Origin of the sequence: Pseudoalteromonas sp. APC 3495 (assembly GCF_030407645.1) — a bacterium.
GTDB classification, from domain to species: domain Bacteria; phylum Pseudomonadota; class Gammaproteobacteria; order Enterobacterales; family Alteromonadaceae; genus Pseudoalteromonas; species Pseudoalteromonas tetraodonis.
Genome location: NZ_JASDDA010000005.1, coordinates 116,872 through 140,813, shown reverse-complemented (window position 1 = coordinate 140,813; position 23,942 = coordinate 116,872). Strand labels below are relative to the sequence as shown.

Below are 23,942 nucleotides of genomic sequence, written 5' to 3'. Positions count from 1 at the left end.
AATTGCCGATAGTTAGTTTGCTTAAGTACATATATATGCTATTTAACATAATATAAATTATAGGTAGTAATATACCTATGCATAAGCAGCGCTCTATTTTAAAAGCTTCAAGCTTGCTAAGTCCAATACTAGACGGTATCGGACATTAAGTGGCTTTAAACAACTATTATAGTTATTCATAGTTATCACCTTGAGGTTCCTTAATGCTTAGCTTAATATTAAAGCACAAGCCGTAAAAAACATTGAAGTATTCATATGGAATTTGTACGCCCACTCGAACCAATTTTAATTATTGATGATGTTAAACAGATCCGCGCTGATTTAAGCCAAGTATTAGCCGGTTTAGGTTTTGATGACATTATTGAGTGCGATAATTTTAATTGTGCTAAACCTCTGCTTATTGAAAAATCACCCAACGTTATATTCTTAGATGTTGATTTACCTGATTCTGAAAGCATTGAAATTTTAGAGTCAATTAACAACGAACACCCTCATGCACATGTTGTTATGTGTTCAGGCCACAATAGCTTTGAAACAGTGCAAAATACCTGGGAGCTAGGCGCAAAAGAATTTATAGCTAAGCCCTTTAACGCGCAAAAAGTTGATGCGGTAATGAAACGTTTAGAACTCATAGATTAAAGGAAATTATGCAGCACATTGTTACGACCATAATTGATGACCTATCTACCGTTATATTTGGTAAACAACAACAAATAAAATTAGCGTTAGCCTGTTTATTTAGTGAAGGCCATTTACTAATTGAAGACTTACCCGGCATGGGAAAAACCACTTTGTCGCATGCATTAGCTGCAGTACTGGGGTTATCATATCAGCGTATACAATTTACCAGCGATTTATTGCCCGCTGATATTATTGGCACCAATATATTTAATAATAATGAACATAGTTTTTCATTTCATAAAGGCCCAATTTTCAGCCAAGTGGTGCTTGCTGATGAAATAAATCGCGCGGGTCCTAAAACACAAAGTGCTTTATTGGAGGCGATGGAAGAACATCAAGTAACAGTAGATGGAGACAAGTACCCGCTCCCTACTCCATTTTTTGTAATTGCGACTCAAAATCCATTATATCAGGCAGGTACATACCCGTTACCAGAATCACAACTAGATCGTTTTTTAATGCGAATAAGTTTAGGGTTTCCACCTAAAGATGCAGAAAAACGGTTACTGTTAAATAATCAAAAACGTGACTATTCGCAGTTACCGCAGCGAATTGAACAACATCAACTTAAGCAAATTCAAGATGCTATATCAAATATCACGCTAAGTTCGCCGGTGGTTGATTATATAATTGAGTTAGTGACTTATACTCGTGAGTCTCAAACATTAACGACTTCGCTTTCCCCAAGAGCCAGTATGGCACTAGCTAAATCGGCCAAAGCGTGGGCCTATATTGAAGGCCGTGATTATGTACTACCCGAAGATGTACAGGCTGTTTTTTCAAGTGTGTGTCAGCATCGATTAGGCTTACATAGTGATGCGGGCGATACACAAATAGCGGCCATTTTAAAACATGTTTTAGTGCCCGTTTAGGTAAATGCGTATTTATAAATTTAAGCGCCCTACTTTTATTGACGATATAAAAAGCGCGATTTTAACGGCCTTATTAAAAAATAAGCACAAAAAAAATAGCATCACCTTAAAACATAATACTATTTATGTTTTACCATCCACGCTTGGCGTTTACTTTAGCGTTGTTGCATCATTAAATTTTGTAATGGGGATTAATTATCAAAATAATTTAATTCTGTTTATGGCTTATTTAATGTTTGTGATTATAATTTTTGCATTGTTATTGGGCTACAGTAATGCCAGAGGTTTAACTGTCAGCTTTAAATACGCCATTGCAAGTTTTGCGCCTCAGACACCACAGCTAGTTTGGCAAATAGAAGCCGATGATCCTTGCCAATCCATTACATTGAGTTACCCCAAGGATTTAAAAAATGCGTGTTACATTACGCGCGTTAAAGAAGTAATAAAATGCCAATTATCATTACCCTACACCAAGCGAGGCTGTTACAAGTTAAAGCCAATAAAAATTGCCAGTAATTACCCCTTTGGTTTAGTCAGTGTGTGGAGTTATATACAACCGAATAAAGTAGTGTATGTTTATCCGTCAATAATTAAAACATCAAATCAAAAACACCAAAACTTAGTTGCAAATAATACCGATGAAGGCACTGAAAAACATAAAGGTGATGATGAATTTGAAAGTTTAATTACTCATTTGCCAGAAATGGGGTTACAGCGAATATCATGGAAGCACTATGCAAAAACACAGCAATTACTTGTAAAACAATTTAGTGATTTTAAATCAGCGGATGCACAATTCGATTTTAACTTAGTCACGGGCGATACTGAAGAGCGTTTAGGGCAACTCTGTTTTTTAGTTTGCCAAGCATTTGAAAGTGATATTAATTATTCTTTAAAACTTCCCAATAATTTAATCGCCTGCAATTCAGGCAAGCTGCATCATCAGCGCTGTTTAGAAGCGTTAAGCTTAGTCGGTGATGATAATGAATGAGATTAAAAACCATCGTGTTATTAACTTTGCTCTATCGTTTATTTACTTAGGGCTAGTCAGTTTTTTTACAGAGCACTTACCCCTGCCCTTTATTGCAATGCTTAGCGTGTTATGTGGCTGGAATGTTTATTTAACAGTTAAGCAAAAGCAAAAACCCAACGCGTGGTTTGCTAATGGATTGGCCGCCATTGCATTAATTATTATGCTAAGCAGCATAGGCTTTAAAGATACCGTCGTATTGTTTGTAGCCATGCTGTTATTGTCGTGTGTTTTTAAATTATTGCAGGCAAAATCAAAACAGCATTACCAATTGATCATTACTCTTACGTTCTTTTCACTCTCAGCGGTATATTTGTTTAGCCAAACCATTTTTACTACCTTAGTTATAAGCACCTTCTATATTTTAAACTTTGCGGTGCTAGGGTTATTAGAGTCTAGTCATAGCTTAAAACTCTCTTCAAAACTAAGTGCTAAAATTATGCTACTGGCTTTTCCTTTAGCCGTAATACTTTTATTATTTTTACCTAAACTTCCGGCATTTTGGCAACTACCCGGTCCAAAAATGGCACAAACAGGATTATCTGAACAAGTCGATCCGTTTGATATAGCAAAGTTATCAAATTCTGATGAACTGGTATTTAGAGCAAAATTTAATGGTACACCACCCCCTACGCCCTATTATTGGCGCGCTATTGTACATGATGAATTTGATGGTGCAGCGTGGAAAACATCCTCCTTTTTAAAGCAAGCGTTGATATTACCCGCTAAAAAAAGCACGAGTGAAAATGAGGCTCAGTATACGGTTATAGCTGAGCCTGCTATTTCAGATTGGCTATATGGGCTTGGTTTTTCAAGCAGTGAAAGCCCCAATGTTATTGCCAATACTTTAGGTTTATTACGAAAACAACAATATAAATCCAAGGTTTTACAATATGCAGTTAATAGTGAACCGTTATCTAGTACATCGCTTAATAAGTCCCAACAGCGGTTTTATAGCCAATTAACTGTTAGTAATAATCAAAAATCTCAGCAGTTAGCGCAACAATTAAAAAATAATAGCGCCAATGCCGATGAATTTTTTAATCGACTTTTAAGCTATTTTTCAAAAAATGAATTTAGCTATACACTTACACCCACACCCATGCGCAGCGAAAATACGCTCGATCAGTTTATGTTTGATAATAAACGCGGTTTTTGCGGGCATTATGCCAGTGCCGCCGCATTTATTTTTAGAAGTGCAGGTATTCCTGCGCGTGTTGTCAGTGGCTATTTAGGAGGCGAGCTAAATAAAAACAGTGATTATATGACTATTCGTCAATACGATGCGCATGCCTGGGTTGAAGTATATACCGGTGCCGGTTGGAAAGTATTTGATGCCACAGCGGTTGTCGCACCCGAGCGGTTAAACGGCTCCTTGTCACAAAGTACCACCCTTAATGACGAATTTAAAAATAATATTAGCTTTGGACTTGTTAGTTTAAGTAACTATGCCGCCATTAATTGGCTTAGACTTGAATTAGAAAACTTAGATTATCAATGGTCTAGTTGGGTACTTGGGTTTGATAAAGACAAGCAACAAGATTTATTTGCTACCTTATTTGGTAATAAGTTTATTTGGCTGGTGCCACTTGGGGCTATTATTATTTTAATTTTGAGTTTTACGGCTTACTTTATTTATTTAAACAGACCTAAAGCCTCAACAAAGCAACCGCCACTGGTAAGTGAATTTTATGAAATTATTCGTTGGGCTAATAAACACGCGATTAGCTATCCTGAAAATGCCACGCCAACCCAAACTTTAGAACACATTAGCAATCAAGCGCCCCATGCAGAGCAACAAATAACCGCTTTTTGTGAGTTATTTAAGCAAGTGCGCTATGCAAGGCATCCATTTACTAAAGAACGTAAAAATCAGGCTAAAGATCTGATAAAATTAATTAAATCTACAAAACAGAGAAATCTATGAACGCAGTTATTATCGGCGTTATTTTAATGCTGGGACTCACTTTAGTCCGTGTAAATGTGATTGTTGCAATGACAATAAGTGCGCTTGTTGCCGGATTAACCGCAGGCATGGGCTTAAAAGAAAGTATTGATGCATTTAATTCTGGCTTATCATCAGGCGCCGAAATTGCTTTAAGCTATGCGATGTTAGGTGCATTTGCCGTCGCTATCTCTAAGTCAGGCTTAACGCGTATTTTGGCCGCTAAGTTACTCGCTAAAGTAAATGCACAAACGGGCTCTAGTGAAACCATATTAAGCTACTTTATTCTGTTTATTATTTTGATTTGTGCTATTTCTTCACAAAATTTAGTCCCTGTTCATATTGCGTTTATTCCTATTCTAATTCCGCCGTTATTAGTGGTGTTTAACAAATTGCGATTAGACAGACGCGCTATTGCTTGTATTTTAACCTTTGGTTTAGCCACCTCGTATATGGTACTCCCTTATGGGTTTGGTGGAATTTATTTATACTCTATATTACATAAAAACCTAGTGGATAATGGCCTTGAAATAGTCAATACCAGCGTACCTTTGGCAATGATTATTCCTGCTATTGGCATGTTCGTGGGGTTGTTAATTGCGCTGTTTATTACTTATAGAAAACGCCGAGAATATACAAATACCGCCCTTACCGTTGAGAGTAAACAAACAGAAATTGATAACCCCAAAAAAGTAATGATGGTTGGTTTATTTGCTGTTGTTGCGTCGTTAATTGCTCAAAATGCCAGTGGCTCTATGATATTAGGCGGCCTAGTTGGCGTAGTTATATTTAGTGTATTTGGTGTGGTTAAGTGGGAAGAAAACGGCGACGTATTTAGTAAAGGCGTGGCAATGATGGCCATGATTGGTTTTATTATGATCTCAGCACAAGGTTTTGCCGCGGTCATGAAAGAAACCGGACACGTAGCCAGCTTAGTTCACAGTAGCGCCGCAATTTTTGATGGTAATAAGCCGATGGCTGCGGCTGTAATTTTATTAGTTGGCTTATTTATAACGATGGGAATTGGCAGCTCGTTTTCAACGGTGCCTATTATTGCCACCTTATTTGTTCCTTTATGTTTAGAGCTAAACTTTTCGGTTATGGCAACCGCTGCACTTGTTGGTACTGCTGGCGCATTAGGTGATGCTGGCTCCCCTGCCTCCGACTCCACATTAGGGCCAACTTCCGGCCTTAATGCTGATGGTCAGCACGACCATATTTGGGATTCAGTGGTACCAACCTTCATTCACTTTAATATACCGCTATTGGTATTCGGCTGGATAGCCGCCATGGTACTTTAATTTTTTAAAAGGTGTGCTTTGTGCACGCCTTTTTATTTTGAAATTTACACCCTCCTTTTTTACTTATTATCTCAAACAAACATTAATGCTAAGTTTTAAACATTAAAAAATAAAGTATGATGTGTTCTTAATGGGTTTTAATATAAGCACCTAGTTTGATGCTTATATTTATTTACTATTTTGCGTTATAACTCAAAGCCATGTAGCATTTTATCGCATACTACCGGTGTTGGTCTGTGGTTATCATCCACGGCAACAAAAGTAAAACTACCCGTAATAGCAGAATGCTTATTATCTTTGTGCATGGTTTCTAGGAATATTTCAACATCTACCTTTAGGCTTGTATTCCCTACATGCGACACTTTTGAGATTAATTCGGCAAATGAACCTGCCGGAATAGCCTCTTTAAAATCTACCCTATCAGATGAAATAGTCACTAATGGCTTACGGCAAAAACGGGTAGCTGCTATAAAAGCAACCTCATCCATCCACGCTAATGCATCACCACCAAATAGCGTATTGTGGTGATTAGTACGCCCAGGAAATACCGCTTTTGTTACCGATGTGGTCGAATCTTTTATACGTTGCGCAATAATTGCTTCGCGCTCTACTTGAGTCATAATCTCTACTTTTTGTTTGCTAATGTGTCTTGCATCAATAATGCAGGGTCAAGGCGTTCACCTTGCCAATTAAATCGCCAATCTAAATGCGGGCCAGTTACACGTCCCGTAGCACCTATTTCAGCCACTTTCATACCTTGTGTAATTTTATCCCCCACTTTTACATCTAGCTTGCTTAGATGAATGTAAGTCGAGGTAACACCGTGGCCATGATCTAAAATTAAAGTACCACCTGAGTAATATAAATCTGGTTCAGCAAATACCACGGTACCGCTGATCGGCGCATACACAGGAGAGCCTGTTTTATTTGCTATGTCTAAACCAAAGTGTGGTCTGCGTGGTTCACCATTAAAGTAACGCTGGCTTCCATAAACACCTGAAATACGGCCCTCGGCAGGCCTAAGCACAGGCTGTAAAAAGTACTCTAGGTCAGAGTCAACAGCGCGCGCTTTTCTTACCGCGACCGCTTCACGGCTAATACGTTCACTGACCGCTTTTGGTGGCGATACATATTTTTTTGCAACACCGGTTATTTTATCGATGTTGTAGTCACGAAGAGTTATAACTAAATCTTGGCTGTGGTTTTTTCCACTTTTATCAACCCATGATAAAGTGTGGTTTGGTTTTGCATCACGACCAAAACCAAATACAAATAAGCCAGTATCAGATAGCTTTAATGGCTTACCATTTAAACTAACTGATTTTGCGTTATTTAATTGCCCTGTAACCAAGCCGCCTTGAGTTAAATGCCCTTTTAGTTCAACTGCCAAAGCACTAAAACTAAATGATGCAATTAACGCTGACACTAATAAGGATTTAAGCATAACTAATTGACCCCTTACCAACGCCTTCATAAGCAGTAATTTTTACGTCTTTTTCTGGATGCTGCAGTTTTACTTGGCCGGCAATATACTCAGCAATACATTCTACTGTGGTATCTATGGGTAAAATGTCGCAACGCGATTCGCTAATTGCCATTTCAAAATAACCTTGCGCGGCTGTATATGCAAAACACACGTCATCCTCTTTGGCGATAATATGCTTTAATTCAGAGGCGCTGATTTGATCATCGCTGGTAGCTAAGTAAATATCTTGCCATTTATCAGCCCACTGTTTTTGTAAACGAGGCATAGAGATACCACCTAAACTGATCCCTATTTGTGAACGATGGCCATGAATAATGCGCTGGCAATTACCATCATGCTTTTTAAGGCCATGGCTGTAGTGGTAGTAAAAACTTTGGTTGTGCTCAGGCTTTAATACCAGTTCAATTTTTTCAATATTATCAGGAAGCTGTGGCAGTATTGTGGCAATTAAATACTCTGTGACCGACTCAATGGTTATCTTATCGGTATCTATCAGGCAAAAAGCTTGATGAGGCGCACTCATTGCAAGGTGCTTATTCTCACCAAATGTACAATCTAATGTTTTATGATCAGCAAATTCATTAATGCTACCGTTTATGTTATTTGGAACAGCTAAACGGTGATCAATACACTCATCAATAATGCCTTTTATTTGCTTTTTAACTAAGCCAAAGTCTAAAACCATAGACTCTTCATTTAGTTTGCCATGTAAAGTCAAATCAACAATCCAACTTTCGCCAACTGCACCGCGTTTATTGCATAAGTAAGAAAAATCAATCACAGTGAGTGAGTTAACAAAAAGGGTCATAAATTTCCTTTAAACTGATTAAAAGTCAGCCCTAATTATAATGATTTCTGTTAGTAATTGCGCGGTTTAATCATACTAAAATCAGTTGCATTGTCTGATTGGCTATATTTAAACCATTTTTTAACTGCTCCGAGTTGTTTAGCGTACAAGTGTACGCTAAAGTACGGGGCAATTTCTAAGCAAAGATAAAGTGTTATGGAACCTAAAAATAGCTATACAAAAGAAGATTTGATCCTTTGTGGTCAAGGTGAAATGTTTGGTGAAGGAAATTGTCGTTTACCAAGTGACAACATGTTAATGATGGATCGTATCATCTCTATCACCGATGATGGTGGTGAGCACGGTAAAGGCCAAATTATTGCTGAGCTAGATATTGACCCTAGCCTTTGGTTTTTTGACTGCCACTTTAAAGGCGACCCTGTAATGCCGGGTTGTTTAGGCTTAGATGCAATGTGGCAACTGGTTGGGTTTTTCTTAGGCTGGTCTGGTGGCCCAGGTCTTGGCCGCGCATTAGGTGTAGGTGAAGTTAAATTTACTGGCCAAATTCTACCAACGGCAAAAAAAGTAACTTACCGTCTCGATATGAAACGCGTTATTAAACGTAAGTTGTTTATGGGCATGGCTGATGGCACTGTTGAAGTAGACGGCCGCGTTATATACGAAGCAAAAGATTTAAAAGTGGGCTTATTCCAAGACACTAGCGCGTTTTAATTTTAACGCACGCAACAAAAAAGCCTCTAACTAGAGGCTTTTTTGCTTAAATTCGTTGTGAGTTTATGTTTTATACATATTGCGATTTTCTATTGCCTCGCGCCAACCACCAAGCCACTCAGACTTAGGATCAACTTGTTGATAAGGGCAGTGCTCTTTTGAGCGACCAGCTAAACCAGCTTTAAAACCTTGAGAATGAGCTCTTTCTAAACGATCTCTTTTCTGTCTCTTCATCGGTAAAATCCTCACCTTTATATTTATATTTTTGTAGCATTAAGTTCATCTACATTTAATAAATAGCCAACAAAAATGTTTAATTCAAACACAAAATACAATTAATTTGTTTGACTTTAACTAAGCTGCTGATGCAATGATAAATTAATTTAAAAATAATTTTATTGCTCAACTTTAACCAATTTAACTTTATTAAAATGTTCCGATACATCGGTTCAAAACACATAAGTGTCATATTTGTGACTAACAATATACCCTTAAGTTCCCAATTAATTTGTAATCAAAAAATGAACGTCAGAGCTGTTTTAAAAACATCCCAAATAAAAGCTTGATTAATTAAAACCGATCGGTCTAATATGAAGCATGAACAAAACACCATCAGTTGCAACTAGGCGTGGCCGCCCACCCAAAATAGCCAGAGACAGCGCAGATACAAAAGCGCTGCTCATTCGTGTGGGCTTAGAAACCTTAACTGAGTTTGGCTTTAGTGCCACCGGGCTCGATACCATATTAAAAAAAGCAAAAGTACCAAAAGGCTCTTTTTATCATTACTTTAAAAGTAAAGAAGCCTATGGTTTGGCTCTTGTTGATGCCTACGACGATTTTTTTATAAATAAACTTAAATTTTACCTAGAGCAATCTGAAGTCCCCGCACTTGAGCGCATTGTTAATTTCACACAAAGCGCAATTGCTGGAATGCAAAAGTATGATTACAAACGCGGGTGCTTGGTGGGTAACTTAAATCAAGAGCTTAATCATTTAAGTGACGACTTTAAAACTCGTTTAATGCAAAGCTACATCGCTTGGCAACAACAATTAAAACGATGTTTAGATTTAGCCCAGCAGCAACAAACTATTAATCCACACATTAATACCGAACAAATGAGTGAATATTTTTGGGTGGGTTGGGAAGGCGCAGTAATGCGAGCTAAACTAACCCAATCAAGTAAGCCACTTACTTTATACACAGAAATGTTTTTACGCGCATTACTCAGTTAATGCATTTTTTATTACTAATTTAAAGACGATCGGTCTAAAAGGAAATCTAATGAGCAATTCTATTAAAGCTATTGTTATAGATAAGCAAGACGACAACTACACTGCAGCCCTAAGCACCATAAACAGTGACGATCTGCCAAACGAAAATGTATTAATTGATGTGCTTTACAGTACCTTAAATTATAAAGATGGCTTAGCCATCACGGGTAAAGGCCCTGTTGTACGTAGCTTTCCTATGGTGCCGGGGATTGATTTAGTGGGTACAGTGAGTAGCAGCGACAGTGCTGAATTTAAAAGTGGCGACCACGTTATTTTAAATGGTTTTGGTGTTGGCGAAAAGCACTGGGGTGGCTTATCTCAAAAAGCGGCACTGAGCAGTGATTGGTTAATTCCCCTACCCGCTAACTTATCACCTAAACAAGCTATGCAAATTGGTACTGCCGGTTATACGGCAATGCTCAGTGTTATTGCACTAGAAAAGCAAGGCGTTACTCCCGAGTCAGGTGAAATTTTAGTGACCGGTGCTAATGGTGGCGTAGGCAGTTTTGCTATTTATTTACTAAGCCAGCTAGGTTATCAAGTCACCGCTGCAACAGGTCGTATGGAGCAAGCAGACTATTTAAAATCATTAGGAGCAACTAATGTAATTGATAGAAATGAGTTTTCTAACCCTGGTAAACCTCTGCAAAAAGAACGCTTTGCTGCAGCTATTGATTCTGTGGGTAGCCATACACTTGCAAATATTTGTGCATCACTTAAATATGGGGGGGTTGTTACTGCTTGCGGGCTTGCTCAAGGTATGGACTTACCGGCCTCGGTTGCACCCTTTATTTTACGTGGGGTTTCATTAATGGGTATTGATAGCGTTATGCGCCCTAAAGCGGATCGTGTTGAAGCTTGGGAACGTTTAGCTTCATTAGTTAATGCCGATTACTTGGATAAAATTTCAACTGAAATAAATCTTGATCAAGTCATTGAAAGCGCCGAGCAACTAATGCAAGGCCAAATTCGTGGTCGTGTAGTGGTTAATTGTCAAAGTTAAGCATTTTTGCTACTAAACTCTCGTTATTAAATTTATAATGTTCGCTGATTTTTTAATAACGAGAGAACACCTATGAGCAACCAAGAACTTTTCAGTAATAACCCACTGCAAGGCGTTAAATTAGAGCAAGTGGTTGAAGAACTGGTTGAGCAATATGGGTGGGAACTCCTGCATGCCTACTTACAACTTAACTGCTTTAAAAATAATCCAGACATTAAATCTGCAGTTAAATTTTTGCGTAAAACCGAGTGGGCACAACAAAAAGTAGATAATTTCTATTTGTACCGCCTTAAAAACTTACCTCGCCCAGATGACGTACAATACGAACTGCCTCCACGCGACCGCATTATTCCTGAAGGCGATAAACCAGGTGAGCCTTGCGAGTTAAGCTTTTCTGATGCAAAACGTATTCAAGAAAAAAAAGCAGCAAAACAACGTGCGCGTACCCGTAAGCAACGTTCAAATTCAAGTAACCCGTGGGGTAACTAATACGTATTTTAGGCAAGAGTTAACAATAAACGTTAGCTCTTGCGTTACTGCAAACTGAAGTCATTAATAACCGCGGTATTTCCAAAAGTCGTCTTCAGTTTTAGTTTTTTCATTAATAAGATTAAATGTTTTATCCGCAATGACTTTCCCCGCTAAAGATAGGGTCATACGCCAGTCACCTATTTTATCCTCAATAGGCTCCCATACCGTATCGCCTAAATAAAACGACCAGTCGTTATCTTTAACGTATACAGTGCCCTCAAAAGGCAGCATCACTTCGCCATTGGTATCTATAATACCTGGGTGGTAAATACAAAAATGTAGTTTTTCGCCTTTAGCTTTTTTAATATTAACTATCAGACCAAATTCTACATCAAGTTCTGCTTTGACTTGCGTAGTGAATTGAGTAATTTGCGGTAGCGATTTACTGTCTTTGTCCCAGTGACTATATATGCCGAAACTTTGTAATGTAATTTGTGGTTTAAATTTTGCCATTGAACTTTCTATTTTTGTACTTTCAATTTTTAAACCACCAGCTTAAGCGAGCGGTTTATTAATTAAGTAGTTGCTTTGGATTTTTAGGGTAATAATTGCTGGGTTGTTGTTCACATAAACCAAACTCACGAGTGTTTTTATAAGGTAACTTCATAAAGCCAGCCACCCCCACGTCGGTAATATTTACCGCGTATTGCATAAGCTTATTTAGTAAACGTTTAAATTCTACTTCTTTGCTGGCATCAAGTAATCTGTAGTAATGGTGAATTTTCATCCTATCTGGTAGTGCTTCAAAAATAATACAACCCGTATGATGTATCTGGTTTAGCTCAAATACACATTTAATCACTTTTTTAGGCAGTTGCAGTTGCTCATCGGGGTCTTTACCATCTTCAAAGTATGAGTGTGGACGGGTTACATCGCTGGCTTTTACATTAACCACTTCATAATCAAGCTCAGGTAACTGGTTAAATTTAAACGCGCCAGTCCCATCACGTTCTAACTGAATTGTTTTGCGGGCATCAAATAAACAACACTTAAATAAGCCTTTTTGGCTAATAGCCTGGGCTAACATTACTGTGTTGTTTACTGCATCGGTGAATGCGGTTGCGAGTGTTTCGTCATGCATAATGAGTGACGATTCAACATACAAAGATTCATCTTTCCAATGAAAGCTGAGCCCTCCTACTACAGGATATTTAGCTAAGCGGCTAATAGAGGCTAAAAACGCTTTTTCAGTATCCCCAGTATCAAATAAAAACTCTTTGTAATACCTATCTAACTGAGCATCGTTTACATCTAACAATTGCTGTTTATGGTCGGCTTGGCGTAAAAATTGTTTTCTAGAGCTATAAACTACGGTTTCGGGCTCAGGATCTTGGCTAAACCAAAAAGGAATGCGTGCTTTAGTGTCTTGCTTTGGTAGCTCTGGTAAAAATGCTTTTGCCATGGTTTCTATGTTACGCATAAAATAGTCGCCGGCTCTATCCCTTACACTACGCTCTTTTGAAAGCATGCCATCAATTACATTCGCCAGCTCTTTAGGTAGCATTAAACTACTGGCCGGTATAGCCTGAGCACCAAATCGGCAAGACTGCGCCGAGGCAAGTGCATATAGCGTTGATGCAACCCCCTGCTCATCAAAACGAGGGGATGACTTTTCACCCGACATTTGCGCATCACCTATAAAATACACATCGCCCATACGGGCATTGGTAGTACTTAAGTCACCCGACATTAAATCCATAAAATTACTGGCAATTGGGTTTCCTTGTTCATCTACTTGGGCATAAACAGAGCTTCCCCAGTCAACCAATGAAAGCTGCTTTTCATTTTCATCCCACACCAAGTTAGAGGGTTTAATATCACCATGTACAATAGGCTGCGGGCTTAAACCATTTTTATGACGACGTAAATCAAGCAACACATTTCTTAATTTAACCGCTAAGCTCATTATTTTGGCGGCCGGTAAGCGCCCTTGCTTTAGTGATACTTTTTCAAGGTCTTCACCAATGGCGCGCGCCATCATCAAAATACCTTGTTTTTTTATTCGCTCAAAGCCATAAAATGTTGGCACTAAGGGATTTTTGATTTGCGAAAGCATATACGCTTCATCTTCAAGGCGATCACGTACACTTTGCGCGAGCGTAATTCTAGAAAACTTAAACACCCAAGGCAGGCCATGTTCATCATCCCCTGCAAATACAAACCCAAATGCCCCTGAGCCAATCATTTCTACCTTTTTATACCCAAGCAAAGTGAGCTGTTTAATACAAATATTAAGCCACTGACGATGTTTTTTTGCATCACGGTGTGACAGCAAATAAACCGATTGCTCTTCGTTAATATAAAAATTGCGAATTTCTTTAGCTTTCAATGCGGGTTCTCTAGGTTAGTTGTTAAAAGCGCAGTGTTACCTTTATATTTGATAGTAACGCGAGCATTGTGTTAATTAAACCTTTAAGCATCACAATATGTTTATCAAGCCGTTATGTCATGATATTTAGTCATGGTTTAGACATATATCGCTGTTATTTGCTATTTCGCCGTATCCTACTTAACCACAGCATCGTAAATAGGGTAAAACACACCTTTATATTATTCTTAGGTTAAAAAAATGAAACGTATTATAAAAGCCTCTTCAATAGCGCTTGCTCTGAGTATGTGCATGAATGCCCAAGCCGCAGACTTTAATTTTTCTTCAAAAGTGAACAGCGATGCAAATACGCTGGTTGTATTTTATAGCCAAGATGGAAACAACAGCCAATTTCAAGCGCTCGACAAGCAGTTCGATGGCCAATTGCAACGCGTTATTGATATAGAAAATTTTACCGGCGATTACGCTAAAGTGGCACAACTTATTGCGCCAAGTAAAAGTAACTACAGCCGCGTTTTAGTCGTAGGTACTGGTAAAACTAGCGAGCTTGATAAAGCAAAAGCAGCTAAGTTAGGCGGTAATATTCACGCTCAACTAGTTAAAGCCAAAGTTGGCACTGCCAGCGTTGTATTTGAAGATGTAGCCGGTGTAAGTGACAATGCATTGCTTGCTGCTAACTTTGCCCATGGTGCAAACTTACGCGATCATCGTTTTGAAAACTATAAAAAAGAACCAAACACTGAAACAGTTAGCTATACATTTGATGTTGATAACACTAAGCAAACTCGCAAGCTTTACACCCAATTAGAAAGTATTCAAGCCGGTGTTTTTTTAGCCCGCGATTTAACATCTGAAGTCGCTACCGAAATGACACCTGTTGATTTTGCTAATGCGGCAAAAGAATTAGCATCTTTGGGCGTAACCATCAAAGTATTGGAGCCTAAAGAAATAAAAGAACTGGGTATGGGTGCATTAGAAGCTGTTGGCCGAGGTAGCCAGCAAGGTGCCCGTTTAGTGGTTGCCCATTATAAAGGGTCTGACGATGCCCCTATTGCCCTTGTTGGTAAAGGCATTACATTTGACTCAGGTGGTTACAGTATTAAAACCGGTGCATCTATTGCACGTATGAAGTCAGACATGGCCGGTGCTGCTGCAGTGCTTGGTACAGTTAAAGCAATGGCGTTAGCTAAAGCTGACAAAAACGTGGTAGCCGTTATGGGCATGGCTGCGAATATGGTATCGCAGTTCGCTGTAGCCCCAGGTGATGTAGTTCGCACCGCTGAGGGCTTAAGTGTTGAAATTTTAAATACCGACGCCGAAGGACGCTTAGTATTAAGTGATGCTATGTGGTATGCGCGTGAGCACTACAAACCAGAAATTATGATTGATGTTGCAACACTCACCGGTTCAAAAATCCGTGCTGTAGGCAATGAATACGCGGCTGTGTTCTCAGATGACGACACTTTAGTATCACAACTAACGGTAGCTGGTAAACAAGTAAACGAAAACCTATGGCGCTTACCTCTAGGTTATAAAGATATGTTGGAGTCTGACATAGCTGATTTAACAAATGTGGGTTCAGGTGGCCCAGGTGCAACCACTGCTGCCACTTTCTTAGAGCATTTTGCTGGCGATACCCGTTGGGTGCATATCGATATTGCAGGTAATGCCTTAGTGAAAAAAGGTAAAGATGAGCTTTCACCAGGGGGAACGGGGTTTGGTGTTCGCTTATTAAGCGAATGGTTATTAGCTAACTAATTGTTTATTAATACTAATAAAAGCGCCAAAGTAGGTTTACTACTTTGGCGCTTTTTGTACGAAAACAGTTTTATAGAACTCAATACATCACTATTAATAAATCCTTAAAAGTGTGTTTATTATTTGATTTTGTTTGATTTATAGTCAAAGATAGAAGGAACAATTAGTAACGAGGTCAAAGGAATGAAAATAACCTACCTGCTCTACAGCATTTTTTATTTAAGCATTTGTTTTCTTTTCTATTTTGAACAGCTCTCCACCATTGCTGCAGCAATTATAGTGCTGTTATCTGCAATTTTTTATATAAAACCAGCAAAATCTGAATCAGCAAATAACAATTCGTCACTAGGTGCCGTGCAGTCGTTCAATAACAAAATTGCACAAAACATTACCAAAACCACCTCAAAAAATGCCATAGGCGCAGCTGAAGTGTCATTTTATGTTGATAGCTTATCTAAAGAAATAGACGCTTGTTATAACGAGAGTGAAACTGTCGGGCGTGCCACACACGAGCTTTCACAAAATAGTACTGAACTCAGTGACAGCATGACCACTATTAATCAAGCAATGGTACAAACAGCGCAAGCCTCAAGCTCTGCCGATAGCCGCTTACAAACGGCCACCAGCCAAATTGATTCGTTATCAGGCTCTATAGATAAAGTGGCCCAGCAATTAGATTTATTATTAAAAAGTGCCAGTGATATACAAAGCATTACCCAAGTTATTCAAAACATTGCAGAGCAAACCAATCTACTTGCTTTAAATGCAGCCATAGAGGCCGCTCGTGCAGGTGAGCAAGGTCGTGGTTTTGCGGTTGTTGCCGACGAAGTGCGTAACCTTGCAAATAAAACCAATGAAGCAACCAAACAAATTGCAGACATGCTCACAGACATTAACGCCAACAGTATAAAAACCAATGAAGATATGAAGCAGGTTTCACAGCAAAGTATTTCTGTAAAATCAGAGCTTGAAAACGTGACTCAATCCTTTTTAACAATTAACCAAGATATTGGTGCCTCATCTACCGCGCTTGATAGTATGCATCAGTCTGTTTCTGCATTTCAGCATGCAACCACACAAATAAATAGCTCAGTCACTAGTATTAGTAGTTTATTGGGCGAAGTTACTAAAAAAGGCAGTACAATTTCTCAGCAAGCGTCTTCTTTATCGCTGGGATCAGAATCAATATTTAGAGAGCTTGAAAACATAGAGTATGACGCATTCTTTAAACCAATTCTGACATCAGCTAAACACGCCAGTAAAGCAATTGGCGAATGTTTTGAGACTTGGATCCAAAGCGGAAAAATAACCCAGCAACAACTTTTTTCGCAAAACTATAAACCCATCGAAAATACCAATCCAACCAAGTACACAACCGATTACGATAAACTTACAGATCAATCATTGCCGGCTATACAAGAACCAATACTGGAAAATAAAGACATTATTTTTGCAGGAGCCGTTGATACAAAGGGCTACTTTCCTACTCATAACAAACGCTATAGCCAAGCTCTAACCGGTAACTTTGAAAAAGATTTAGTAAACAACCGTACTAAACGTATTTTTAATGACCCGACAGGAATTCGCTGTGGTAGCCACACCGAAAGCTTTTTATTACAAACCTATAAACGTGATACCGGTGAAATACTGCATGACCTCTCGGTGCCAATTTATGTAAACGGTAAACATTGGGGCGGGTTTAGAATAGGGTTTAAGAGTACAAGTCATTAATTAATATAAAAAGGGAGACACATGGTCTCCCTTTTTGTAAGTGATGTGTTTATTTTTTAGAAAACAGCATACGTTTAAAGGTATTATCAGCCAAAATGTAATGATGAAATAATGCAGCCGCCGCATGTAAGCCTATTACGTAATACCCCACTTCGCCCGCAGTTTCGTGTATTTCTTTAATGGTTTTACCCAGCTCTTTGTTTTCACTTGCCAATGGAGGCAGCTCTAAACCAAAAAACGGGATGGGTTTACCTGCTAAACTCAAAATTAACCAACCAGCTATAGGCATAGCAAACATAAACACATACAGCGCAAGGTGTACAAATTTAGCTAACTTATCTTGCCACTTTGCAGGCTCAGGGTGTATGGCTGGTACCGAGCCGCCCACTACACGCGCAACTACCCTCACGCTTACTAAAGCTAAAACCGATAAACCCAACATAAAATGCCACATTTTAAAGGCATCACGGGTTTCAGTGCCTTTATCAAATAATTCACGTAACTCTATACTGCCGTAAACAGTGACTATTAAAATAAACATAAGCCAGTGTAAGGCTATAGAGAGTGTATTGTAATGAGATGTTGTGTTTTTAAAATTCATAATACCTCCTAATAAACGCATTAAAGTTAAAAGCTCACTTATGCATATGAGTACATGTATACAGGCTAACCTTTAATCACTCACAGTTTAATGATCTGAAACATACAATGAGTTAATAAGTCAGTTCAATAGTTTAATGATTCTGGAATTTAAGTATTAGTTATAATAACTGAGCAAGCTTAAAATAAACTTAAATAATAGGCATAAAAAAACGGCAACCTAAAGTTACCGTTTTAAAAAATCAACGTGTGTTTAAAAGTAATAAACCATTAGAATTGAATGAATTTCTAGATCGTCAATCTTTGTATGCTAACCAATGCTTGTACAGTTCGCTCTTTGATGTCTGAAGTCAAGATTTGACCCCTTTGATTCCTTACCAATAAGCTTCGAATAACATCAGTACTCACCAATCCATTTAAATGAACGTGAAGCTCACCTTTTTTCATTAACTGAATTTCATTTTTATTCATCGGTAATCACTTGGAATTCGAATAATTAAGAGCAGCTAACGCCCAATTAACAGGCAAAAAATAGTTGGTTAAAATAAGCGACGAAGGAGCAAAACCAACTGTTTTTGTCCTTGTTTAATTGTTTGTTAGGTAACATTTACCACGTTAGCCTTACTTTTCGACTGCCATAACCAAATAGAAGAACCAATACAGAAACCTAGAAATAATGTTTGAAGTTGTAAAGCAGAACTATCCGAAAGAACGTTTAATAAATAAAAAGCAACAGAATTAATTGCTACGTCGCTAAGCATTATAACCAGTGTTAACACCAAACCAGCGTTACGCCATTTAATTAACAAGTAAACAGCCACAATATCTATAACAGCCAACGCTGTCCAATAAATATTAACCCATTCAGGAGCAAATTTATAAGGCAAGAATCCATAATATAAATTATCAAATATGTGAGTTGCACCACCTATAAATAGGCAGAAACACAAAACGAAAATTACTACTCTATCCATGAGTCTATACACCTGATTTGTTACCTAACAGCTTATTGAACACCACTTTGGGGGGTTATAAAACCCCAAAACGGCGTATATTACATGGCTCAATAATTCCACTAAATAACTTCAATGTAAACAAGTTATTACGCAAGTTATAAAATTATCGTTTTTAAAATACACCAAAACGACTTTTAATAATGTTATTGGACAAAACACCATTAACTGTCTATATATACAGTATTCTTTTTTAAGTTAAATATCGTTTATGAAATCTCTGTTTCTAACCATGATTAAAGACCAAATGTATAGCAAACGGTATGCAAAGAGCACTATTGAAGCTTATCTTTTTTGGATAGCTGGCTATATCCGCTTTAATAATATGCAACACCCAAGCTCTATGGGAGACACCCAAGTGGAATTATATTTAAACCATTTAGTAAACTCGCAAAATGTAGCGCAAGGCACCCAAGCTCAGGCATTAAATGCGTTAAGTTTCTTATATAAAGAAATAATTAAGAGCCCCCTCTCATTATCTTTAAATTTTGTAAAAAGTGAACGCCCAAGAAAATTACCCGTTGTGCTTACTCAGAAAGAGGTTTCAGCGCTATTTAAACACTGTATTGCAAAGCATTATTTAGCATGTGCACTTCTTTATGGTAGTGGTATGCGATTAATGGAAGTACTGCGTCTAAGGGTACACGATATTGACTTTGACTATAACTGCATTCGAATTTGGGATGGTAAAGGAGGCAAAAACCGTGTTGTAACGCTTGCCGTAGAACTCATACCGCAATTACGTTCTCAAATACAATTAGTTGATAGTTACCTACAATTAGATCTTAGAAACCCTTTGTATAGCGGTGCGTACATGCCGCATTTGTTACGTAAAAAATACCCAAACCATAATAAGCAGCTGGGCTGGCAATATTTATTTTCATCTTATAAATTAAGTATTGATCCTGAGAGTAAGCAATTAAGGCGCCATCATATTGATGAAAAGCAAGTACAACGCGCGGTTAAAAAAGCTGCTTTCGATGCAAACATTAACAAACACGTTACCCCACATACTTTGCGCCACTCTTTCGCTACGCATCTACTGCAAAGCGGCGCTGATATCCGCACAGTTCAAACACAACTAGGCCACTGTGACGTGCGTACCACACAAATATATACCCATGTTTTGCAACAAGGTGCAAACGGAGTTATCAGCCCTTTTTCAAGATTATAAACTCTCCGATTTAAAACAAAAAAGCACAGCTCAAAGAGCTGTGCTTTCAATAATTAAATTAGAGCTGACAAGTTATAAACGTATGCCGCCGTCTATCTCTACTACACGGCCAGTAAAAAAGTCGTTTTCGATAATATACTGAGCAGTATGAGCTATTTCAGCGGTTTCACCTAAGCGACCTACTGGCGTTACAGCAAGCATGCGCTGTTTTGCTTCTGGCTTCATTACATCGGTCATGGCGGTGCTAATAACACCCGGAGCAATTGCGCCAACGCGTATACCAAAGCGGCCAAGCTCTTTAGCCCATGTAGTGGTGAGTGCCACAACACCGGCTTTTGAGGCAGCATAGTTAGTTTGGCCAATATTACCCGCACGCGCTACGCTCGACATATTTACAATTACGCCACCTTTGCCTGATTCAATCATGTGGCTTGCAGCTTCGCGGCCTGCTAAAAATACGCCTGTTAGGTTAACGTCAATCACTGATTGGAATTGATCAAGCGACATTTTTTTAACCACTTTGCCATCTTTGGCTTTTATAAACATGCCATCGCGTAAAATGCCGGCATTGTTAATTAATACCCCAATGTGACCAAAGTCATTATTAATGGTGGTAAATACGTCTTCAACTTCGCTCTCAACGGTTACATTGGCGCTGTAGCCTTTAATAGTGCCTGTTACGCCTGCTAATGCAGATAGCTGCTCAGTTGCTTCATTTAACTGGGCTTGCGCCATATCAATCAACGCAATATTAGCCCCCATTAAGGCAAATTTATGTGCCATAGCAAAGCCTAAGCCTTGTGCACCACCGGTAATAACTACGGTATTATTTTTTATTTCCACGATACTTTCCTACTTCGAAAACAATTTAAAAATGGCGCTAAAATCATCACTGCCCGCACCTTGATGCTGCATCATAGTGTATAAATTTTTAGCCATTGAGCCCATTGGCGTTAGTGAATTACTCTGCTGCGCCGCTTCCATAGCAAGGCCTAAGTCTTTAGCCATTAAATCGACCATAAAGCCAGGTTTATAATTATTACTTGCAGGAGCGGTTTCCATAACACCTGGGCAAGGGTTATAAAGCTCTAACGTCCAGTTACGACCCGAGCTTGCGCTCATTATGTCGCTGAGTACTTTTGCGTCTAGGCCATTATTAATTCCCATTTGAATGGCTTCACTGGTACCTGCCATTAAAATACTCAATAGCATGTTGTTACATATTTTTGCTACTTGCCCTGCGCCAATATCACCGGCATGGAAAATGTTTTTTCCCATATCAACCAATACACTATTGGCTTTATCAAATGCAGCTTGCTCACCACCAACGATAAACGTAAGCGTTCCTGCTGTTGCACCTGCTACACCACCCGATACCGGTGCATCAACAAACGCAATACCTTGCTCACTTAGGGCATGGCCAACGTCACGTGCTGATTGTGCATCTATAGTTGAACAATCAATCACTAAGGTACTTTTACTCAGTACTTTAATTAAACCCGATTGCTCGTCTGTGCCTAAATAAAGTGATTTAACATGTTTGCTTGCCGGTAGCATGCTAATTAGCACATCAGCCTCGTGAGCACAGTCACTGGCGCTTTGCGCCGCACTAGCCCCATGATTCACAAGCTCTTTCACGGCCTCTGCACTTAAGTCAAACACGCGCACACTGTGGCCTGCTTTAACTAAGTTTGCTGCCATTGGGCCGCCCATGTTTCCTAAACCAATAAATCCTATATTAAGTTTACTCATCGCTTTACCCTTGTAAATTTAGTTGTGAAAAGTACGGCTCTAGCGGATGTTGCTCGCCAAAGCGGTTTGCAAAAAAGCTCTCTACTACTTCTTTTGGTACATCAGCTAACGATTTAAACTGCCACTGTGGCGCACCATCTTTATCGATTAGTAAGGCACGTACACCTTCTTGAAACTCGCCCACTTCACCGGCACGAACCGACATGCCCAATTCCATTTTAAAACACTCAGCTAAGTTTTTACCTTTGCTATGTTTGAGCTGCTCACTTACTAAGGCACAACTTAAAGGGCAACCATGCGCCAACGATTTTTGTGCGCGTTGTAGCCATTTATCATCAGTGTTTAGATTTAAAATGTAATCTACCTGCTGCTGTAACGTGTCAAACTCGCCAAGCTTTTGAATCAAGCTTAAGTTTGCTTTTAAATTGCCTTTTGGCATACGGCTAGAGTTGTTATCTAACTCAATAAGCAAGGTACTTAGCTTGTCGTGATTTAAACTTGCTGTTTTACCCCATTTTGTATTGAGTAATGCTTCAACAAGCTCTGGGTACTTGTCGGCATTTACAAAGTGATCGGCAAGCGATACAAGCTTAGCGTCTTCACAATTTATAGATGCCGAGGTCAGCCCTAAAAACAAACCAACATGGGCGGGCATTTTATGTAAAAAATAACTGCCGCCTACATCAGGGTAAAGCCCAATAGTTTGCTCTGGCATGGCAATGCGTGATGTTTCAGTAACCACACGGTGGCTAGCACCGGCCATTAAACCTAAACCGCCGCCCATTACAATCCCGTTACCCCACACTAAAATGGGTTTGTTGTAACAGTGAATTAGGTAATCGAGCTGATACTCTTGAGTAAAAAATTCTTCAACCAGTGAGCTCGGTTTACCTTCACTCATTGCTTTGTGTAAGCTCACTACATCGCCACCGGCACAAAATGCTTTTTCACCAGTGCCTTTAAGAACCACTAATGCAATGTTATCGTCTTTGTCCCATTGCTGTAGTTGCGGCTCGAGTAAGCTGATCATTTCAAAATTAAGGGCATTTAACGATTTAGGCGCATTTAAGGTTGCAAAACCAATGAGTCGGCCATTGTCTGTGGTTGCCGTTTCAAATACCACGGCAGCATCAGCTGAATTTAAACGAGTAAGTTCTGTCATTAGCCATTCACCCAAATAGCTTTACGTTTTTCTAAAAAGGCGTTCACGCCCTCTTGCTGATCTTCGGTATCAAATAAACCAACAAACAGTTCACGCTCCAGTGGCAATGTATTCGCCATTGGTTGATGACGCCCTTTTTGAATCAAGGTTTTACATGCAGCAACCGACGATGGACTTTGCTCTGCTACTTGGTTTGCCAGTTTTAATGCTGCGGCAAAGCTTTCACCTTGTGCAACCACTTCTTCTACTAAACCAATTTGCAGGGCTTTATCGGCTTTTAAGCGCTCACCGCATAAAATCATGCGTTTTGCCCAGCCTTCACCTACGAGCCATGCTAAGTTTTGCGTTCCACCAGCACATGGCAATAAACCCACTTTGGCTTCAGGTAATGCCATTTGTGCTTGTTCTTCGGCAATACGAATATCGCAAGCAAGCGCTACTTCAAGCCCGCCACCCATTGCATAGCCATTAATGGCTGCAACCGACACGCCTCTAAAATTAGTTAGCGCTTCAAACGCTTCACCAAATACACATGACATATCTGCGGCGACACCTTTGTCGCCACTGGCAAATACATTGAGGTCGGCACCGGCGCTAAAAAACTTCTCGCCTTCACCAGTCAGTACTAACGCATAAATATTTTTATTGGTATTTAATTGGTTAACCGTGTCTTTAAGCGCCACTAAGGTGTCTTTCGTCCAGGTATTCGCTGGCGGATTCGACATGGTTAAAATAGCAACATGGCCTTCAATAGTTAACTCAATGCTAGGATTTGACATACTA

24 protein-coding genes are annotated in these 23,942 nt (G+C 39.1%); 12 read left to right on the top strand and 12 right to left on the bottom strand.

The genetic code is table 11. The features are described from left to right. The first annotated feature begins 255 nt into the window (after nt 1-255). The 5 genes from QL984_RS03655 (at nt 256) to QL984_RS03635 (ending at nt 5,829) form a co-directional block, all read left to right on the top strand. Nucleotides 256-639 carry a response regulator gene (locus QL984_RS03655; RefSeq protein ID WP_013464929.1) on the top strand — a complete coding sequence of 128 codons (384 nt, stop codon included), beginning with the start codon at nt 256-258 and terminating at the stop codon, nt 637-639. Between the two features lie 8 nt (nt 640-647). Continuing rightward, nucleotides 648-1,553 (top strand): MoxR family ATPase, encoded by a 906-nt coding sequence (locus tag QL984_RS03650; RefSeq protein ID WP_058154597.1) that lies wholly within the window; start codon nt 648-650, stop codon nt 1,551-1,553. 232 nt (nt 1,554-1,785) lie between these two features. Beyond that, nucleotides 1,786-2,544 (top strand): DUF58 domain-containing protein, encoded by a 759-nt coding sequence (locus QL984_RS03645; RefSeq protein WP_249365145.1) that lies wholly within the window; start codon nt 1,786-1,788, stop codon nt 2,542-2,544. Beyond that, a complete protein-coding gene (locus QL984_RS03640) occupies nt 2,537-4,510 on the top strand; it encodes a DUF3488 and transglutaminase-like domain-containing protein (protein ID WP_138764559.1) in 1,974 nt (657 codons plus the stop codon). The genes QL984_RS03645 and QL984_RS03640 overlap by 8 nt, the downstream gene beginning before the upstream one ends. After that, entirely contained in the window at nt 4,507-5,829 is a 1,323-nt protein-coding gene (locus QL984_RS03635; protein ID WP_138764560.1) for a Na+/H+ antiporter family protein, read from the top strand. Before QL984_RS03640 ends, QL984_RS03635 begins: the two co-directional genes overlap by 4 nt. 185 nt (nt 5,830-6,014) lie before the next feature. On the opposite strand, the gene QL984_RS03630 is transcribed toward QL984_RS03635, so the two are convergent. Genes QL984_RS03630 through QL984_RS03620 form a run of 3 tightly spaced genes read right to left on the bottom strand, consistent with a single transcriptional unit; the run spans nt 6,015 to nt 8,123 of the window. Then, nucleotides 6,015-6,449, bottom strand: coding sequence for an acyl-CoA thioesterase (locus QL984_RS03630; protein WP_008114650.1), 435 nt, complete (start codon nt 6,447-6,449; stop codon nt 6,015-6,017). A 5-nt stretch (nt 6,450-6,454) separates the two neighbouring features. Further along, on the bottom strand, nt 6,455-7,273 hold the full coding sequence (locus QL984_RS03625; RefSeq protein WP_138764561.1) for a M23 family metallopeptidase: 819 nt from the start codon (nt 7,271-7,273) through the stop codon (nt 6,455-6,457). After that, complete coding sequence (locus tag QL984_RS03620) at nt 7,266-8,123, bottom strand: 6-carboxytetrahydropterin synthase (RefSeq protein ID WP_138764562.1); 858 nt, start codon at nt 8,121-8,123, stop codon at nt 7,266-7,268. Before QL984_RS03620 ends, QL984_RS03625 begins: the two co-directional genes overlap by 8 nt. 195 nt (nt 8,124-8,318) lie before the next feature. Here QL984_RS03620 and fabA point away from each other — a divergent pair, with 195 nt between their 5' ends. Next, complete coding sequence (gene fabA / locus QL984_RS03615; RefSeq protein WP_008114654.1) at nt 8,319-8,834, top strand: bifunctional 3-hydroxydecanoyl-ACP dehydratase/trans-2-decenoyl-ACP isomerase; 516 nt, start codon at nt 8,319-8,321, stop codon at nt 8,832-8,834. A 63-nt stretch (nt 8,835-8,897) separates the two neighbouring features. On the opposite strand, the gene rmf is transcribed toward fabA, so the two are convergent. Next, nucleotides 8,898-9,068: a ribosome modulation factor gene (gene rmf, locus QL984_RS03610; protein ID WP_008114656.1), complete on the bottom strand. Its 171-nt coding sequence runs from the start codon at nt 9,066-9,068 to the stop codon at nt 8,898-8,900. Between the two features lie 363 nt (nt 9,069-9,431). On the opposite strand from rmf, the gene QL984_RS03605 reads away from it, so the two are divergent. The 3 genes from QL984_RS03605 (at nt 9,432) to QL984_RS03595 (ending at nt 11,598) form a co-directional block, all read left to right on the top strand. Continuing rightward, nucleotides 9,432-10,067 carry a TetR/AcrR family transcriptional regulator gene (locus QL984_RS03605; RefSeq protein ID WP_138764563.1) on the top strand — a complete coding sequence of 212 codons (636 nt, stop codon included), beginning with the start codon at nt 9,432-9,434 and terminating at the stop codon, nt 10,065-10,067. Nucleotides 10,068-10,116: 49 nt separating this feature from the next. After that, nucleotides 10,117-11,109: an MDR family oxidoreductase gene (locus QL984_RS03600; RefSeq protein WP_138764564.1), complete on the top strand. Its 993-nt coding sequence runs from the start codon at nt 10,117-10,119 to the stop codon at nt 11,107-11,109. 72 nt (nt 11,110-11,181) lie between these two features. After that, nucleotides 11,182-11,598 carry a VF530 family DNA-binding protein gene (locus QL984_RS03595; RefSeq protein ID WP_008114664.1) on the top strand — a complete coding sequence of 139 codons (417 nt, stop codon included), beginning with the start codon at nt 11,182-11,184 and terminating at the stop codon, nt 11,596-11,598. A 63-nt stretch (nt 11,599-11,661) separates the two neighbouring features. On the opposite strand, the gene QL984_RS03590 is transcribed toward QL984_RS03595, so the two are convergent. Together QL984_RS03590 and QL984_RS03585 are read right to left on the bottom strand one after the other, a co-directional pair. Further along, entirely contained in the window at nt 11,662-12,093 is a 432-nt protein-coding gene (locus QL984_RS03590; RefSeq protein WP_138764565.1) for a DUF3859 domain-containing protein, read from the bottom strand. Between the two features lie 58 nt (nt 12,094-12,151). Next, entirely contained in the window at nt 12,152-13,969 is a 1,818-nt protein-coding gene (locus QL984_RS03585; protein ID WP_138764566.1) for a phosphotransferase, read from the bottom strand. A gap of 240 nt (nt 13,970-14,209) precedes the next feature. Here QL984_RS03585 and QL984_RS03580 point away from each other — a divergent pair, with 240 nt between their 5' ends. Both QL984_RS03580 and QL984_RS03575 read left to right on the top strand, forming a co-directional pair. Continuing rightward, nucleotides 14,210-15,727, top strand: a complete 1,518-nt coding sequence (locus tag QL984_RS03580) for a leucyl aminopeptidase (RefSeq protein WP_138764567.1) — start codon at nt 14,210-14,212, stop codon at nt 15,725-15,727. A gap of 183 nt (nt 15,728-15,910) precedes the next feature. Further along, nucleotides 15,911-17,458: a methyl-accepting chemotaxis protein gene (locus tag QL984_RS03575; protein ID WP_138764568.1), complete on the top strand. Its 1,548-nt coding sequence runs from the start codon at nt 15,911-15,913 to the stop codon at nt 17,456-17,458. 49 nt (nt 17,459-17,507) lie between these two features. Here the strand turns inward: QL984_RS03575 and QL984_RS03570 are convergent, their stop codons facing one another. Continuing rightward, nucleotides 17,508-18,059 carry a cytochrome b gene (locus QL984_RS03570; protein WP_138764569.1) on the bottom strand — a complete coding sequence of 184 codons (552 nt, stop codon included), beginning with the start codon at nt 18,057-18,059 and terminating at the stop codon, nt 17,508-17,510. Nucleotides 18,060-18,654: 595 nt separating this feature from the next. After that, nucleotides 18,655-19,032: a hypothetical protein gene (locus tag QL984_RS03565; RefSeq protein ID WP_010557084.1), complete on the bottom strand. Its 378-nt coding sequence runs from the start codon at nt 19,030-19,032 to the stop codon at nt 18,655-18,657. Between the two features lie 250 nt (nt 19,033-19,282). On the opposite strand from QL984_RS03565, the gene QL984_RS03560 reads away from it, so the two are divergent. Then, entirely contained in the window at nt 19,283-20,245 is a 963-nt protein-coding gene (locus tag QL984_RS03560) for an integron integrase (protein ID WP_064662761.1), read from the top strand. 72 nt (nt 20,246-20,317) lie between these two features. Here QL984_RS03560 and QL984_RS03555 read toward each other — a convergent pair whose 3' ends face one another. From QL984_RS03555 to QL984_RS03540, 4 genes are read right to left on the bottom strand one after another with little or no spacing between them, the layout of a single operon-like run. Further along, the gene (locus QL984_RS03555; RefSeq protein WP_138764570.1) at nt 20,318-21,088 is read right to left on the bottom strand and encodes an SDR family oxidoreductase; all 771 of its coding nucleotides are present in this window, start codon (nt 21,086-21,088) and stop codon (nt 20,318-20,320) included. A 9-nt stretch (nt 21,089-21,097) separates the two neighbouring features. Then, the gene (gene mmsB, locus QL984_RS03550; protein ID WP_033103466.1) at nt 21,098-21,997 is read right to left on the bottom strand and encodes a 3-hydroxyisobutyrate dehydrogenase; all 900 of its coding nucleotides are present in this window, start codon (nt 21,995-21,997) and stop codon (nt 21,098-21,100) included. 4 nt (nt 21,998-22,001) lie between these two features. After that, nucleotides 22,002-23,159, bottom strand: coding sequence for an enoyl-CoA hydratase/isomerase family protein (locus tag QL984_RS03545; protein WP_138764571.1), 1,158 nt, complete (start codon nt 23,157-23,159; stop codon nt 22,002-22,004). Continuing rightward, nucleotides 23,159-23,938: an enoyl-CoA hydratase gene (locus QL984_RS03540; RefSeq protein WP_138764572.1), complete on the bottom strand. Its 780-nt coding sequence runs from the start codon at nt 23,936-23,938 to the stop codon at nt 23,159-23,161. Before QL984_RS03540 ends, QL984_RS03545 begins: the two co-directional genes overlap by 1 nt. Nucleotides 23,939-23,942: the final 4 nt, after the last annotated feature.

What these genes read in the sequence shown, in the direction of transcription:
- QL984_RS03655 (WP_013464929.1), top strand. Translation starts at nt 256, where the DNA reads ATGGAATTTGTACGCCCACTCGAACCAATTTTAATTATTGATGATGTT.
- QL984_RS03650 (WP_058154597.1), top strand. Translation starts at nt 648, where the DNA reads ATGCAGCACATTGTTACGACCATAATTGATGACCTATCTACCGTTATA.
- QL984_RS03645 (WP_249365145.1), top strand. Translation starts at nt 1,786, where the DNA reads ATGTTTGTGATTATAATTTTTGCATTGTTATTGGGCTACAGTAATGCC.
- QL984_RS03640 (WP_138764559.1), top strand. Translation starts at nt 2,537, where the DNA reads ATGAATGAGATTAAAAACCATCGTGTTATTAACTTTGCTCTATCGTTT.
- QL984_RS03635 (WP_138764560.1), top strand. Translation starts at nt 4,507, where the DNA reads ATGAACGCAGTTATTATCGGCGTTATTTTAATGCTGGGACTCACTTTA.
- QL984_RS03630 (WP_008114650.1), bottom strand. Translation starts at nt 6,449, where the DNA reads ATGACTCAAGTAGAGCGCGAAGCAATTATTGCGCAACGTATAAAAGAT.
- QL984_RS03625 (WP_138764561.1), bottom strand. Translation starts at nt 7,273, where the DNA reads ATGCTTAAATCCTTATTAGTGTCAGCGTTAATTGCATCATTTAGTTTT.
- QL984_RS03620 (WP_138764562.1), bottom strand. Translation starts at nt 8,123, where the DNA reads ATGACCCTTTTTGTTAACTCACTCACTGTGATTGATTTTTCTTACTTA.
- fabA (WP_008114654.1), top strand. Translation starts at nt 8,319, where the DNA reads ATGGAACCTAAAAATAGCTATACAAAAGAAGATTTGATCCTTTGTGGT.
- rmf (WP_008114656.1), bottom strand. Translation starts at nt 9,068, where the DNA reads ATGAAGAGACAGAAAAGAGATCGTTTAGAAAGAGCTCATTCTCAAGGT.
- QL984_RS03605 (WP_138764563.1), top strand. Translation starts at nt 9,432, where the DNA reads ATGAACAAAACACCATCAGTTGCAACTAGGCGTGGCCGCCCACCCAAA.
- QL984_RS03600 (WP_138764564.1), top strand. Translation starts at nt 10,117, where the DNA reads ATGAGCAATTCTATTAAAGCTATTGTTATAGATAAGCAAGACGACAAC.
- QL984_RS03595 (WP_008114664.1), top strand. Translation starts at nt 11,182, where the DNA reads ATGAGCAACCAAGAACTTTTCAGTAATAACCCACTGCAAGGCGTTAAA.
- QL984_RS03590 (WP_138764565.1), bottom strand. Translation starts at nt 12,093, where the DNA reads ATGGCAAAATTTAAACCACAAATTACATTACAAAGTTTCGGCATATAT.
- QL984_RS03580 (WP_138764567.1), top strand. Translation starts at nt 14,210, where the DNA reads ATGAAACGTATTATAAAAGCCTCTTCAATAGCGCTTGCTCTGAGTATG.
- QL984_RS03575 (WP_138764568.1), top strand. Translation starts at nt 15,911, where the DNA reads ATGAAAATAACCTACCTGCTCTACAGCATTTTTTATTTAAGCATTTGT.
- QL984_RS03570 (WP_138764569.1), bottom strand. Translation starts at nt 18,059, where the DNA reads ATGAATTTTAAAAACACAACATCTCATTACAATACACTCTCTATAGCC.
- QL984_RS03565 (WP_010557084.1), bottom strand. Translation starts at nt 19,032, where the DNA reads ATGGATAGAGTAGTAATTTTCGTTTTGTGTTTCTGCCTATTTATAGGT.
- QL984_RS03560 (WP_064662761.1), top strand. Translation starts at nt 19,283, where the DNA reads ATGAAATCTCTGTTTCTAACCATGATTAAAGACCAAATGTATAGCAAA.
- mmsB (WP_033103466.1), bottom strand. Translation starts at nt 21,997, where the DNA reads ATGAGTAAACTTAATATAGGATTTATTGGTTTAGGAAACATGGGCGGC.
- QL984_RS03545 (WP_138764571.1), bottom strand. Translation starts at nt 23,159, where the DNA reads ATGACAGAACTTACTCGTTTAAATTCAGCTGATGCTGCCGTGGTATTT.
- QL984_RS03540 (WP_138764572.1), bottom strand. Translation starts at nt 23,938, where the DNA reads ATGTCAAATCCTAGCATTGAGTTAACTATTGAAGGCCATGTTGCTATT.